Origin of the sequence: Halomonas sp. GT (assembly GCF_002082565.1) — a bacterium.
Taxonomy (GTDB): Bacteria; Pseudomonadota; Gammaproteobacteria; order Pseudomonadales; family Halomonadaceae; genus Vreelandella.
The window spans coordinates 2,208,947-2,222,471 of the sequence record NZ_CP020562.1; the positions used below are offsets into that span (position 1 = coordinate 2,208,947).

At 51.1% G+C, this 13,525-nt stretch carries 12 protein-coding genes; 7 read left to right on the top strand and 5 right to left on the bottom strand.

The features are described from left to right. Positions 1-35 precede the first annotated feature (35 nt). Positions 36-1,208 (top strand): NO-inducible flavohemoprotein, encoded by a 1,173-nt coding sequence (gene hmpA / locus B6A39_RS10375; RefSeq protein WP_083005093.1) that lies wholly within the window; start codon positions 36-38, stop codon positions 1,206-1,208. Positions 1,209-1,253: 45 nt separating this feature from the next. Here the strand turns inward: hmpA and B6A39_RS10380 are convergent, their stop codons facing one another. The 3 genes from B6A39_RS10380 to B6A39_RS10390 form a co-directional block, all read right to left on the bottom strand. Further along, entirely contained in the window at positions 1,254-1,640 is a 387-nt protein-coding gene (locus tag B6A39_RS10380; RefSeq protein ID WP_083005096.1) for a SirB2 family protein, read from the bottom strand. An 11-nt stretch (positions 1,641-1,651) separates the two neighbouring features. After that, complete coding sequence (locus tag B6A39_RS10385) at positions 1,652-2,074, bottom strand: ribonucleotide reductase subunit alpha (protein WP_232318693.1); 423 nt, start codon at positions 2,072-2,074, stop codon at positions 1,652-1,654. Between the two features lie 77 nt (positions 2,075-2,151). After that, positions 2,152-2,721 (bottom strand): hypothetical protein, encoded by a 570-nt coding sequence (locus B6A39_RS10390; protein WP_232318694.1) that lies wholly within the window; start codon positions 2,719-2,721, stop codon positions 2,152-2,154. A 176-nt stretch (positions 2,722-2,897) separates the two neighbouring features. Between B6A39_RS10390 and B6A39_RS10395 the strand changes: the two genes are divergently transcribed. The 6 genes from B6A39_RS10395 to B6A39_RS10420 all read left to right on the top strand — a co-directional run bounded on the left by B6A39_RS10395 (position 2,898) and on the right by B6A39_RS10420 (position 11,232). Continuing rightward, the gene (locus tag B6A39_RS10395) at positions 2,898-4,796 is read left to right on the top strand and encodes a type IV pili methyl-accepting chemotaxis transducer N-terminal domain-containing protein (RefSeq protein ID WP_083005103.1); all 1,899 of its coding nucleotides are present in this window, start codon (positions 2,898-2,900) and stop codon (positions 4,794-4,796) included. After that, on the top strand, positions 4,796-5,464 hold the full coding sequence (narL, locus tag B6A39_RS10400) for a two-component system response regulator NarL (RefSeq protein WP_083005107.1): 669 nt from the start codon (positions 4,796-4,798) through the stop codon (positions 5,462-5,464). Before B6A39_RS10395 ends, narL begins: the two co-directional genes overlap by 1 nt. A 238-nt stretch (positions 5,465-5,702) precedes the next feature. After that, positions 5,703-7,295, top strand: coding sequence for an antiporter (locus B6A39_RS10405; protein ID WP_083005110.1), 1,593 nt, complete (start codon positions 5,703-5,705; stop codon positions 7,293-7,295). 91 nt (positions 7,296-7,386) lie between these two features. Then, entirely contained in the window at positions 7,387-7,845 is a 459-nt protein-coding gene (locus tag B6A39_RS10410) for a universal stress protein (protein ID WP_083005114.1), read from the top strand. Between the two features lie 57 nt (positions 7,846-7,902). After that, complete coding sequence (locus B6A39_RS10415) at positions 7,903-9,396, top strand: MFS transporter (RefSeq protein WP_009724646.1); 1,494 nt, start codon at positions 7,903-7,905, stop codon at positions 9,394-9,396. A 924-nt stretch (positions 9,397-10,320) separates the two neighbouring features. Further along, entirely contained in the window at positions 10,321-11,232 is a 912-nt protein-coding gene (locus tag B6A39_RS10420) for a LysR family transcriptional regulator (RefSeq protein WP_083005118.1), read from the top strand. On the opposite strand, the gene B6A39_RS10425 is transcribed toward B6A39_RS10420, so the two are convergent. Together B6A39_RS10425 and B6A39_RS10430 are read right to left on the bottom strand one after the other, a co-directional pair. Then, positions 11,222-11,623: a RidA family protein gene (locus tag B6A39_RS10425; protein WP_083005122.1), complete on the bottom strand. Its 402-nt coding sequence runs from the start codon at positions 11,621-11,623 to the stop codon at positions 11,222-11,224. The two genes, B6A39_RS10420 and B6A39_RS10425, sit on opposite strands and share 11 nt — an antisense overlap. A gap of 757 nt (positions 11,624-12,380) precedes the next feature. Then, entirely contained in the window at positions 12,381-13,289 is a 909-nt protein-coding gene (locus B6A39_RS10430; protein WP_083005125.1) for an AraC family transcriptional regulator, read from the bottom strand. Positions 13,290-13,525: the final 236 nt, after the last annotated feature.

The following is a 13,525-nucleotide window of genomic DNA, read 5'->3' on the forward strand; positions in this document are numbered from 1 at the left end:
TTTTTAATGCACCTTAATGTGGCGAGGGAAAAACAGTGCTAACTCATGAGCAAGAAACACTAATCAACGCGACCGCTCCCGTCGTGGCCGAACACCTGAATGCGATTACCCAGCGCTTCTACCCGCTGATGTTTAGCCGCTATCCAGAGGTCAAACCGCTTTTTAATGAGGTACACCAGCAAAGCGGCGGCCAGCCTCGTGCTCTCGCCAACGCCGTGTTGGCCTATGTTCAATTGCGCAGCAACCCTGCTCAAGCGCGCGCAACCCTTGATGTTGTGGTCAGCAAACACGTCTCGTTAGGCATTCTTCCTGAGCAGTACCCTATTGTCGGTGAGTGTCTGCTAGCCGCCATTGGCGAAGTGCTCGGTGATGCTGTGACACCAGAAATAGCCGATGCCTGGGGCGCTCTGTATAACGAACTCGCCGCCCTTCTCATCGACCTCGAAGACCAGCGTTATCGTGAGTTTGAGCAGCGCCCGGGCGGCTGGCGGGGTACACGCCGTTTCAAGATTGCCAGCACCCAGCAGGAAAGTGCTTTAATTCGCTCTTTTATTCTTGAGCCCGAGGATGGGGAGCGCGTGGCTGACCATGAGCCAGGTCAATATATCGGCGTACGTTTGACCATTAACGGCGAACTGGTCTATCGGCATTACAGCCTTTCGGACACACCGAACGGTCGAAGCTACCGAATCTCGATCAAACGCGAAGAACAGGGCCAAGTCAGCCGCCATTTCCATGATGTCTTACAACCAGGCGATACCCTGGAACTGTTACCACCAGCGGGTGACCTTACCTTGGTTGAGGGTGACGAGCCCCTACTGCTTGCCAGTGGCGGCGTTGGTCAAACACCTCTACTCCCCATGGCACGCCATGCTTTGTCCCTTGGACGACAAGTCACCTATCTACACGCTGCCTTGGATGCCGAGCATCAGGCTTTTAAAGGCGAACTAGAGGCGCTGCAGAGCGAGTATCCTCAACACCTTCAGGCTGTCCGCATTCATGAACGCGGCAACGAAGCCGAGCATATTGGTCGTATCGACCGCAGCTTATTAGCTCACTACCTGCCTGACCTTAAGACACGCTGCTATTTCGTCGGCCCTCAAGGGTTTATGACAGCGATTAACAGCGCTTTGTCTGAACTGGGGGTCGACGAGGATCGCCGACACTTCGAGCACTTTGGTCCTTCACGCCCGCTCGGCGCAGCTTAATAATGCTCAGTTAGGGTTATCATTTCGAGATAAGAGCCAAGCCTCTCAGGCCAACCAGGATAAAGGGCTGTGATGAACAGCAGCCCCCACCATATAGGTAAAGATGGCCACTGCCACTACCGCGGCTAGGGCTCGAACCGCTGGCGTTGCCCCGCGTTTAATCGCAATGGTGCCAACACCAATATAGGCCAGCAGCGCTAGCAGCTTGGCGCCAAGCCAAGGAAGCTGCCAGGGCCATACGGAAAGTAATACCATTAAAGTCACCCCCAGCCCCAGCAAAGCCGTATCAATAAGATGGGGAAACACCTTGACCCAACGGGCGTTGAGTCGGGGACTTTCTTGCACCGACCACCAGGCGCGCACTACGAAAAACGTAATACTCAGCGCAGCGGCCGTCATGTGCAGGTGTTTGATAAGGAAATAGTGCTCCATGGTACCGGCCCCTAGCCAACATTAACCGCATTGCCGTGATGATCGAAGGCAAGATAGGCGGTGATATTACCCATTTGCAGCGACTGCATCATGTGCTGGAGCTGCCGCTCAATCTCGGCATCATCTTTTGGGTCGTCCATGGCAGCGGTGAAGACTAGATCCCATTCAATCTCGGTACGGCGAGACTCATCGACCAACGCCGCCATACTGGTCAATTCCTCCGTCGACTTATCTACGCATACCACAGGCACCAACACTCCTCCTTCACCCTGTTCGAAGCGACGACGCTGGTCAGCATCAGGGAAATCAGGCAGCTCTGCGCGAACAAACACAAACAGTAGGCGCTGGAGCTTAGGTTGTTTACGCGCCTCCTGTAGTAAATCGGCAAACGTGGCTATAGTCATAAAATCGGTGGTCATAACAACTGTGGTCATAAAATGGGCCTTATCGCTAGTAGTTAAGAATCAGTAGACAAAAATGAAGAACGAGTAGTTAAGAGTAATAGGTGGTGTTACTCGGGTGACTCTGCGAAAAGCCACAGCAGCAGCATTACCATAAACAAAGGGATCAACAGACTAAGTGGCGCCGCACGCCAACCATAGGCCTGGACTACCAGAGGAGCCATGCGCAGGGAAAGCCCTAAGCCTGCCGCTAAAGCCACACAAAGGGCGATACAAAGACATACCCAGCGACCAGGCATCCAGCCTTGAGCGTGGGCGATGCCTGTTGTAATCACCGAACCTCCCAATCCAAGTCCAGCCCCCACCATCAAAAACTCCCAAGGTTGGCTAGCCAACCCAAATCCGCCCAGCGCCAACGCTAGCCCCAACAATAGCCACTGCATTAAGCGGCAGATGTCGCCCCATTTCGCGATATACCAGGCCGGCCACGCCAACAGCACACCACTCATCAACGGTACCAGCACATAGACAGGCTGCTTTGCGAGTAGAGCATAAAGGGCCCAGCTAGCCACCGCTAAAGCGCTTGCCAATGGCATAAGCAGCAGCGCTACCAGCAACTGATAACCATTGACTGTTTGTGTTGATGTCTCCGACGTGGGCGGTGGCACGGGTGATGGCATGGCATTTCCCAGCGAGGGTATAAAGACGTCGGAAGACATGCCAGAATTGTCGGTAAGTACTGGGCGTAGGTCAAAAGGCATCGGAGGTAGCCCGGCTACCCCCAAAGGAATAGCCCTCGTATCGGAATGCAGACAATGCCACACTCCCTGACCTCTTCCGCGCTATCGGAAATGCTATGAAATTACTTCAGCGCTCCCTGGTTGCTCGCATCATTGCGTCTCTGCTTGCCATTGGCGGGATGGCACTCATCAGCATCACCCTAACCATGGCAATGTCTAACAGTAGCCGTGGCGATGCTGCCGCGATTAACGTCGCTGGCTCATTACGCATGAATGCTTATCAAATCATGGGAGCCTTACAGCGCCTAAAGTATGCCCCAGAGGAGACAAATCAAGAGCAGCTCAAAGGTCTCATAACACGCTTCGATGAACGTTTGCATGGCACAACGCTTCAACAAACGATCCCCAGTGATGATCGTCATGAGCGCCGCCATCAACTGGAAAAACTTCAGAACTACTGGCAGCACTCACTGCGCCCCGCACTAGAGGCTCCGGCCGATGCCACAGCGCTTGACCTCGTTACGTTAGAAATGATGATCGTTGCGATGGTCAGTGACATTGAGGTGCTAGTAACCTATCTGGAGCAGAGCACCGAGGCCAAGGTGAGGCTGTTGGGGATGATGCAAGTGCTCTTCCTGGTACTGATCGCCATCGTGGTTTCGATAGCTCTTTACGATGTTCGCTACAACCTGGTAGTCCCTTTGCGTCAACTAATGGTTCTTGCCCGTGAAGCTGCCCAGCGCAACTTCAAGCCACGTTCAGACCTCCGCGGCAGTGATGAGTTGGCTTTGCTGGGCCACACCTTTAATAAGATGTCTACTGAGCTGGCAACAAGTTACGCCGCATTGGAAGACAAGGTGTCGCGCAAGAAGCAGGAGCTTGAGCGCAGTAATCAGGCGCTACGAGTGATGCATGATGCTAGCCGTTCGCTGTATGGCGGCGGTAATGACCTTTGCTCCAGCGCAGCACCTATGTTGCGAGAACTGGAAAAGCTGCTGGATATCGGACCGATACGGCTTTCCCTAAACGATCCTTTCGACCAGCGGGTAATGCCAGTTTTGGAAACCCACTCACGTAGCCGACCAGAGTATTGCCGTGACCAGGATTGCCACGCTTGCCTGATCGACCCCCGCCCCTTGGAGATGGTGTCTAATAATCAGTCCCAATGCTTACTGCTACCTATCAGCGTTGGCGACACGCTGCTAGGCACACTCGAAGTGTGGTATCCCCAGGAGCGTCTCAACGATAGCACCCATCGGCTGCTCACCATGTTAGCCGACCAGCTTGCTACGGCGGTGTACCTGCAGCGGCGTATCGAGGAGCAACAGCACGTCACGCTGATCAACGAGCGAACCATCATTGCGCGCGAACTTCACGACTCGCTAGCCCAATCGCTTTCTTATCTTAAAATGCAGGTTGCTCGACTCGAACGCATGCAGCAAAAAGAAGCTACCCGAGAGGCGCAGTCTGAAGTATTCGACGAGCTGCGTACTGGATTGAACAGCGCCTATCGTCAATTGCGTGAGCTACTCACCACCTTCCGACTCAAACTTGAGGGGCCGGGGCTGCAATTTGCCTTACGCCAGACCGTCGAAGAATTTAGCCAGCGCATGGAGGTAACGGTCGAGCTTAACTATGATGTACCGCCTTACCTACTTAACCCCAATGAAGAAATTCACGTGCTGCAGATCATTCGCGAGGCGCTGGCCAATACCCACAAGCACGCTAAAGCCCACTGGGCTGGGGTCACTGTGCGTTTCGCCGATGCGCGCCTGCTAGTGCGTATTGAGGATGACGGCATCGGCCTGGAAGACGATAGCTCGCCACCTATGCACTACGGTTTGGTGATCATACGCGACCGAACAACTACCCTGAACGGAGAGTTAAGTATCACCAATCGCCCTGCTGGGGGGGCCAGCATTGAGGTAGCCTTCACCCCGTTGACCGCTCGCTTAATTCAACAGCAGCCTGTTACAGCTGCCTCAGACTCTCACTTAGGTACAGGGACTTCTTAATGACGCTGACCACTGCCAACGACACACCCGCCAGCTTGATGATTATTGATGATCACCCACTACTACGGCGTGGCGTCGCTCAATTGCTTGAGCTAGAGGACGATCTTGAACTGGTTGGCGAGACGGGCGACCCTGAAGAAGGCATTGCACTGGCCCTCAAACGTGAGCCTGACTTAGTGTTACTTGATTTAAACATGCCGGGCGTCAATGGCTTAGAAGCCTTGCGCCGCCTAAGGGAAGCCAACTATAGCGGTCGTGTGGTGATGTTCACAGTTTCCGACCATGAGGATGATGTGGTCGCGGCACTCCATAACGGTGCCGACGGTTACCTGCTAAAGGACATGGAGCCTGAAGACATGGTTCGCCAGTTGCGTCAGGCTGCTTTGGGACGCATGGTCATCAGCGAAAGCCTGACCGCCCTACTCGCTGAAGCGCTGCGTAATCAGCGCAATGCGCCCACCACCCCCGATATTCATAGTCTAACGCAGCGTGAACGTGAAATTCTGCAGCAACTTGCTGGCGGACTCTCCAACAAACTCATCGCACGCAAGCTGGATATTACCGAAGGTACGGTCAAGGTTCACGTCAAGCATCTGCTCAAAAAGCTCAACTTACGTTCACGTGTCGAAGCCGCCGTCTGGGCAGTTCAGGCAGGTATCGATCACTAGTCGATTCTGAGTGGTTACCTCCAAAGATTCACAGAGTACTTCTGCCCTGACCCGCCTTTACCACCCTCCGATTTTTTCTCTTTAAAATCAACGAATCCAGGCTTTTCAGCGACTACCTCTCAAGAGGTATGTCGCTGATTTTACTGCCATTTACACCTATTCCCCAACTTCTTCCTCAAGCGTATCTTGCTGTTTAACTGCTACATGCAGATAGGTTTGATGCCAAGGGGAAATCGCCATGAGTAAGAGAAACGCCGACATTGAGAAGTGGGATGTCGAAGACGCCCAATTCTGGGAACAGGAAGGCAAGCACATCGCCAACCGCAACCTATGGATATCCATTCCCAGCCTGCTGATGGGATTCGCTGTCTGGATGATGTGGGGAATGATTACCACCCAGATGCAGAACCTGGGTTTTTCGTTCACGGTTAACCAGCTATTTTCACTGACCGCGCTTGCCGGTCTAGCAGGTGCCACACTGCGCATCCCAGCATCATTCATGATCCGCATCGCAGGCGGGCGTAACACTATCTTCCTCACCACCGCGCTATTGATGATCCCCGCTGCCGGTACTGGTATCGCCTTGATGAACCCAAGCACGCCGTTCTGGGTATTCCAGGCGTTGGCGTTACTTTCGGGTATCGGCGGGGGTAACTTCGCTTGCTCAATGAGCAACATTTCCACCTTCTATCCCAGTAAGCAGCAAGGCTACGCCCTGGGCATGAATGCTGGCCTCGGTAATTTCGGCGTCACTACCATGCAAATTGTGATTCCGCTGGTAATGACAGTTGGTATTTTCGGCGCTATGGCCGGCTTGCCGATGGAATTGCAAAGCGCTAGCGGCACGTTGATCGGCCGGATCGAAGCAGGTACCGATACCTGGATCCAGAATGCTGGCTTTATCTGGCTTGTATTTCTGATCCCGTTAGCGTTCGCCGGTTGGTTCGGCATGAATAATCTCCGCACTATTACGCCCAACCCTGGTTCGCCGCTGGCGGCTTTCAGCAAAATATTAGGCCTCTACGGCGTCGGCATGGTGACCGCGATTATCGGCATGTTGGCTCTCAGCTGGCTTAATATGTGGATTGCCCTGCCGCTAACCATTGTTCTAACCCTGGTGTTGTTGCGCCTGATTCCTGGCGATATCAAGCCCAATATCCAGAAGCAATTCGCGATATTTTCCAATAAGCACACCTGGTCAATGACCATTCTCTATATTCTGACCTTCGGCTCCTTTATTGGCTTCTCTGCAGCCCTACCGCTCTCTATCAACGTCATCTTCGGCAACATGATGGAAGCCAGTGCCGATGGCACCCTGATTCGCGTGGCCAACCCAGAGGCGCCCAGCGCCTTGACCTGGGCTTGGATAGGCCCTTTCGTGGGCGCTCTGATCCGTCCGCTGGGCGGATGGATCTCCGACAAAGTGGGCGGCTCCATCGTTACCCAAATAATCTCTGCGATCATGGTAGTCGCCTCTGTCGCCACCGGCTACGTGATGATGCAGGCCTATAACACCAACGATCCTAATCAATTCTTTTGGCTGTTCCTGCTGCTATTCATCGTGTTATTCGCCGCCAGTGGTATCGGCAACGGCTCTACCTTCCGCAGCATCGGTGTGATTTTCGACCAGCAGCAGAAAGGCCCGGTACTTGGCTGGACCTCTGCCGTCGCTGCCTATGGCGCCTTCATCGCCCCGCGGGTAATGGGTGAGCAAATTCAGGCCGGCACACCAGAACTTGCCATGTATGGCTTTGCTGTCTTCTACGCCATCTGCCTGGTCATCAACTGGTGGTTCTATTTACGTAAAGGTGCCTACGTTAAGAACCCATGAGCTACGTTACCCCCCCTAAATAGGGCTTGCTTCTTTACGTCCGGAGCCAAGCTCCGGGTCTTTACCCCCTACCCCACTGTGGGAGGACACCATGAAAATCATGATCGCCTATGACGGTTCGCGAAACGCTAAGCTGGCGCTCGCCCAGGTCGTCAATATGTTCCGCTGTAACCAACCTCTGCTGGTGCTGGTCGGCGTGGTTGAAAATCCACTCGACGCTACCGATAACAACGAAGCGCTTTTTCAGCAGGAGCAGGATGAGGTTAAACAGCACCTTCAAGAGGGTGTGGCGTTCGCTATCGGTGAAGGGTTCCAAGCCGAACAGCTTCTCGCCGAGGGAGATGCGCGCAAGATGCTGCTTCAGGCTACTCGCAAACTCTCGCCAGACCTACTGGTCATTGCACGCCATAGCCATCAACCGGATGGCGGCATCATCGCCAAGTCATTGACTTACTTCGTTGATGAGCTCGACTACATGACTTTCGGCAGCGTCAGTTCGTTCCTGGCCCGGCGCGCTGAGTGTCCCTTGTTGATCCTACCCAGCCCTTGAGCAGCCTCTACCCCTACTTTGGTACAGCCCACCTTTGGGACACAGGACAATACGACCATGAAAGTTTCCGCTGTATTCAAGTTTCGCAGCCCCGAAATTCGGGCCTTGCACCTGACCTGGATTGCCTTTTTTATTACCTTTTACGTGTGGTTCAACATGGCGCCGCTCGCGTCGAGCATGCTCAAGAGCGTCGACTGGCTAACCACGGACGACCTCAAGCTGTTCGCCATCTGCAACGTCGCCTTGACTATCCCCGCCCGCATCATCGTCGGCATGGCATTGGACCGGTTCGGCCCGCGACGGGTGTTCTCGGTACTTATGGTGAGCATGTCGCTACCGGCGTTGGCATTTGCTTTCGGTAACAGCATGACGCAGTTGCTTGTGGCGCGCCTGGTACTTAGTTCGATTGGCGCCAGCTTCGTGGTCGGGATTCACATGACGGCGCTGTGGTTCAAGCCAAAGGACATCGGCTTCGCCGAAGGCTTCTACGCTGGCTGGGGTAACTTCGGCTCCGCCGTCGCGGCCATGTCGCTGCCGACCATTGCCCTGAGCATGTATGGCGGCCCCGATGGCTGGCGCTGGGCAATCGCCCAGAGCGCTATTGTTATGGCAGCTTACGGTGTTTACTACTGGTTCGCGATTACCGATGGCCCGGATGCTCAGGCTCACCGTAAGCCACGCAAATCCGCTGCCATGGAAGTGAGTTCCTGGGGCGATATGATCAAGCTGATCATCTGGACGATCCCACTGGTTGGCGTACTCGCCATTCTGGTCTGGCGTATTCAGTATATGGGCTACTTATCTGTTACCGGTGCGACCATCGCTTATCTCGCCATTATCGCTATCGTCATCTATCAGATTGTCCAGATCCTGAGAGTCAACCTACCGATCCTGCGTAAGGGTGTACCGGAAGATGATAAGTACTCGTTCAACAGTGTGGCGGCACTTAACAGCACCTATTTTGCCAACTTCGGCGCTGAACTCGCGGTGGTATCGATGCTGCCCATGTTCTTTGAGGAGACCTGGGGCCTGAATGCCGCTACGGCTGGCCTGATTGCTGCGTCATTCGCGTTCGTCAATCTGGTGGCGCGCCCCATGGGCGGCATGGTTTCCGACCGCATGGGCAACCGGCGTTTTGTAATGCTGTGCTACATGTTTGGCATTAGCGTTGGGTTCTTACTGATGGCTTTGCTCAATTCAAGTTGGCCACTGATTCTGGCCATTGCGGTGACCATCGGCACCTCGATATTCGTGCAAGGGGCCGAGGGAGCAACCTTCGGTATCATTCCCTCCATCAAGCGCCGCATCACTGGGCAGATATCCGGAATGGCCGGCGCTTACGGTAATGTTGGCGCGGTGGTTTACCTAACCATCTTTACGTTTGTCACTCCATCGCAGTTCTTCTACATCATCGCCACCGGCGCTTTCATCAGTTGGGTTATCTGCTTGGTGTGGCTCAAGGAGCCAGAAGGCGCTTTCGATGACGAGTACTACGTCTCTTCTGTTGATAGAGACATCGAAGAACAGGCTTTACAGAATGCCAAGCACTAAACGTTAGGATTATCTGTAGCATCAAGGCACTGTTCGCGTCGACTGGATCCGGACAGTGCCATGATGCTAATCCCCTCGGAAAACTAGAATGCTTATGAATAGAAAATTTCTAGGAAACCTCTGATTAACTATTTCCACGCTATAGCTCTTTTGACGTGAGAGTGGCAAAGCTTTTAATAGATCACGACAAAACACTCTTTCGCAGAACTACTGTAAAAACGGGCGATATCAATAGGTAATTTATGCGAACTTAAGGAGGGAGCGATAACAAAATGACATAACTTTCCCACTTTTAAATGACATAAAATAAAACGAATGTTTTTTGCTAAAAAATTTACGTAATTAAATAACATTGGAAAATAGAAATACCTCCTTCAGCCTCCAGGTTAGATCACAGCGCGGTGTGTCACTGTCGCTGAGGCGTACTCAACCCATAGCGGAGCAGTACAAATGTATGGGGATCCCCGCTTCGGCTTCGCCCAAAAAGCCAATGATCTGTTCATCTCTTAAACGCTTTTTTTATGTCCAATCTCCTTACTCATAAGATCGGACTCTAAAGTGTAGTGCTGCTCAATCAGGGGGTGACGTCATCGTGCATAGGCTATAGCAAAAGAGAAGAAAAAAGGTACCTTTTTACCTCATGGTTTTCACTCAAGCTTTCGCGACTAGACTGAAGAAGCACCAGGCTAACTGTATGATGTAGTTGAGAATGAGTTGGCGCACGTGATAGATAAAAAGGCTGAAGCCGCCTACCGTCGTGGAGATCTCTTTGAGAAGCGGCGTAACATGAAGCAGGATTGGGCTAATTACCTTTAAATCATTTATTGGTTATGCAGGCAATTAATATCATAGCATTATTTGGCTATACTCACTTTCAAAATTAAATTAGCAGTCATTAACCGGATTCTTAGGGATATAGCGCTTATGAATCAATTACTAGCAATGCGTACGTTTATTCGCGTATTGGAAACTGGCTCATTTAGCCGAGCGTCGGAGCAGTTAGCTCTTCCTCGTTCAACAATTAGCAAGCTAATATCTGATCTTGAAACGCATCTTGGCACTAAGCTGCTAAACCGTACCACCCGAAATGTCGCCGCAACGATGGAAGGCATGGAGTATTACAAGGAGGCATTTCGGCTCATAGAAGATATGGATGCTGTAGACAACGCGATGCGAGCTAACAAATATAAGCCACAAGGCCACATACGCGTTGATGCGCCTGCTACATTCGCAACGCAACTCCTTATCCCTGCCCTGGCAGATTTTCAACATCACTACCCTGATATTACCGTTGCACTAGGCATTAGCGATCGAGCGGTTAATATTATCCGTGAAGGTGTGGATTGCGTCATTCGCGCGGGCCGTTTAGATGATCTAGCGATGGTGGGGCGACATTTGGTTGAGCTCGACTATGTTACCTGTGCTTCGCTCAACTACATTGAAAAGTATGGAATACCCCACCATCCCCGCGAGCTTGAAACCAAGCATACACTGCTGGGCTATTTTACCGCCAACACCAGCCAACCAATGCCTATTGTGCTTGAAAAAGGTTCCGAGCGGTTTGAAATGAGCGGAGGAAGCTATAGCGCTAACGACGGTAACGGCCTACTGGCGATGATGTTAGCTGATCTAGGCATAGGTCAGCACTTCGTCCGCTGCTTACAGCCTTACATCGACAATGGCAAGATAGTACCCATACTGACCGACTGGACTCGTCCGCGCATGGAGTTTCATATCCTTTACCCGCCGAACCGTCATCAGAGCACTCGTTTAAAAGTATTTATCGAGTGGTTACTAGCGACCTTTAACGATAGCCACCTACATTCTAAGCAATAATCGCTGTTACCCGAATTTCAATGCGCATGGTCGGTAAACCTAGCGCCTCAACACCCGTTTGCGTCCATATCGGAGCATGGTTTGGCATATAATGCCGGTATAGCCGTGTCATTGTTTCATTCACTTCTGGCGGAAAACCACCTACGTGGTAAGAGTTCACATGAATCACGTGCTCCCAGCCGGCACCTGCCGTTTTCAAAGTGCGCTCCACATTACGAAAGGCCTGCTCAATTTCTTCTTCCAGCGAAATGGGTATTTGAAAATCATCATCCCAACCGCCCTGCCCTGATATCTCCACGCGATTATCGACTTTCACCGCCTGCGAGTAATTCAGTAATTCCAACGCTTTCTCGCCGTAACCAGACGTCACAAAAAATTGAGGCTTACTCATGTTGCTCTCCTAATGAATCAACGTAAATTAGATAGTAAAGAGAAAATCTAATGTGAAGAAGACACAAGAACTGACATCAATGTACATGAATATGGACAATCTTCATGACTTTGCGGCAAAGTCTGACGGGGCGTTTGGCGGAAATAATCGATTGCTGCCCGCGGGAAATTCTCGTTTGGCGATTATCGGGCAATACACGGCGAGAGTGAGGCCTATGGCCTCATCCATGAGTTCATGTCGCAATGTACATAGCAACCAACCGAGCTTGTCGGACGTTTCTTCCAAATATTGTAGTAGGAATGCATCTAGCAGAATCGATTTAAATCGCCAAGTAAAACCAAAGATATTAATAGGCACTGAATGCAACTAGAACGAAGATCGGACATAGTGGTCACATAGACTATGTGGCGAACCTACAGTAAGTCATTCTAAAAATATTTCAAACACTTTAAGCTTTGTGCTTCACACACACAAATATATTATTATAAACCAATAAAACCATGAAACTTACGCAACAAATTATAACATTACTAGTAAAACTAGATTAATCACTAAATAAAGCTTAACAATGACCATAAGAAAAGATAATCAGATATCGCAGTGATGACAACTCCACCAACTTATAACCAAATAATTTATTCAAAACGGTTTATTTTAAATACCTTCCATGTCGAATACCTATTTTATATTTACTGTTTATATCACATGAGATAAAAAATCTTAGTAGCAAGAAAATCAGCCTCGCTGACATATGTTTTCAATGTGGCAACGTCAAATCTGATATTCTTTCAGGTGGCAAGAGAGCCAGCGAGGCTTTCATTTCACGTACTTCTTCTCCAGGTGGCCGACCAAAGAAACGCTTAAACTCACGGCTAAATTGGGACGCACTTTCATATCCCACCTTAGCACCTGCAGCAGCAGCAGATAAACCATCGCGAATCATAATCATTCTTGCTTGATGAAGACGCGTAGATTTAATGTATTGGAGCGGCGAAGTTTGGGTCACTGACTTGAAGTGCACATGAAAAGACGCTGCGCTCATGCCTACATCGCTTGCGAGTTCCCTAATCTCTAAAGGGGCTGCATATTCTGAGTGAATACGCAGCAGCGCCTTGGCAATCTTACCGAATTGGCCTTGTTGGGCCAGTCCCGCCCGAACGCTCCCCCCCTGTTCGCCGGTCAATATCCGATAATAAATCTCCCTCACAATATTAGGCGCCAGTAGTTGTGCGTCTACAGGTAGCGCCAGCGCCTCAAGTAACCTGAGTGTCGCATCCGCCATGGTGTTATTGAGCGGAGAAGAATACATGCTTCGTGGTGCACAGTTAGCTCTTACATTCATTTTGTCAAGTATGAATACCAGCTCAGCTACTACAGACATGTTTAGCTGAATCGAAATGGCCAGTAGTGGCTCCTCGCAGCTGGCCTCAGTTGTGGAAGCAAAAGGGAGCGGAACCGATAGCACCAGATAGTGCATAGCATCATAGAGATACACTTCTTCGCCCAAATAGCCTCGCTTGCTTCCTTGGCACACAATCACGATGCTTGGCTCATACAGCACCGGGGTGAGTTTCAACGGACGGTCCGAGCGCATGAAACGTACTTCGCTAAGCAGCGACTGTGTATACCCCTCATTTGGCGCTAGCTGATAGAGCAGCTCTATCATTCGCCTATGGGAATTCAAAGCAGATTGCACCAACAATTCATAGCCCTCACTATTTATATAGAAGAATATTTAGGCAAGTTTTTAGACAAAGTGCACGTCAAAAATATCATTTCTATAGGATCAGGCAATACTGCAATAGAAATTGCACTATCAGCTTTCACTGCTCCTCCCTAGGCTTACAGCATGACCTTTTTGCTCACGAAACAACTTTCTTAGCCATGCAAGAGGGTCATCCC

Bases quoted from the DNA above. Each gene is read 5' to 3' on its own strand.
- B6A39_RS10425 (WP_083005122.1), bottom strand. From the start codon at position 11,623: ATGAGTAAGCCTCAATTTTTTGTGACGTCTGGTTACGGCGAGAAAGCG.
- B6A39_RS10415 (WP_009724646.1), top strand. From the start codon at position 7,903: ATGAAAGTTTCCGCTGTATTCAAGTTTCGCAGCCCCGAAATTCGGGCC.
- B6A39_RS10420 (WP_083005118.1), top strand. From the start codon at position 10,321: ATGAATCAATTACTAGCAATGCGTACGTTTATTCGCGTATTGGAAACT.
- B6A39_RS10385 (WP_232318693.1), bottom strand. From the start codon at position 2,074: ATGACCACAGTTGTTATGACCACCGATTTTATGACTATAGCCACGTTT.
- B6A39_RS10430 (WP_083005125.1), bottom strand. From the start codon at position 13,289: ATGATAGAGCTGCTCTATCAGCTAGCGCCAAATGAGGGGTATACACAG.
- B6A39_RS10380 (WP_083005096.1), bottom strand. From the start codon at position 1,640: ATGGAGCACTATTTCCTTATCAAACACCTGCACATGACGGCCGCTGCG.
- B6A39_RS10410 (WP_083005114.1), top strand. From the start codon at position 7,387: ATGAAAATCATGATCGCCTATGACGGTTCGCGAAACGCTAAGCTGGCG.
- B6A39_RS10405 (WP_083005110.1), top strand. From the start codon at position 5,703: ATGAGTAAGAGAAACGCCGACATTGAGAAGTGGGATGTCGAAGACGCC.
- narL (WP_083005107.1), top strand. From the start codon at position 4,796: ATGACGCTGACCACTGCCAACGACACACCCGCCAGCTTGATGATTATT.
- B6A39_RS10395 (WP_083005103.1), top strand. From the start codon at position 2,898: ATGAAATTACTTCAGCGCTCCCTGGTTGCTCGCATCATTGCGTCTCTG.
- B6A39_RS10390 (WP_232318694.1), bottom strand. From the start codon at position 2,721: ATGCCATCACCCGTGCCACCGCCCACGTCGGAGACATCAACACAAACA.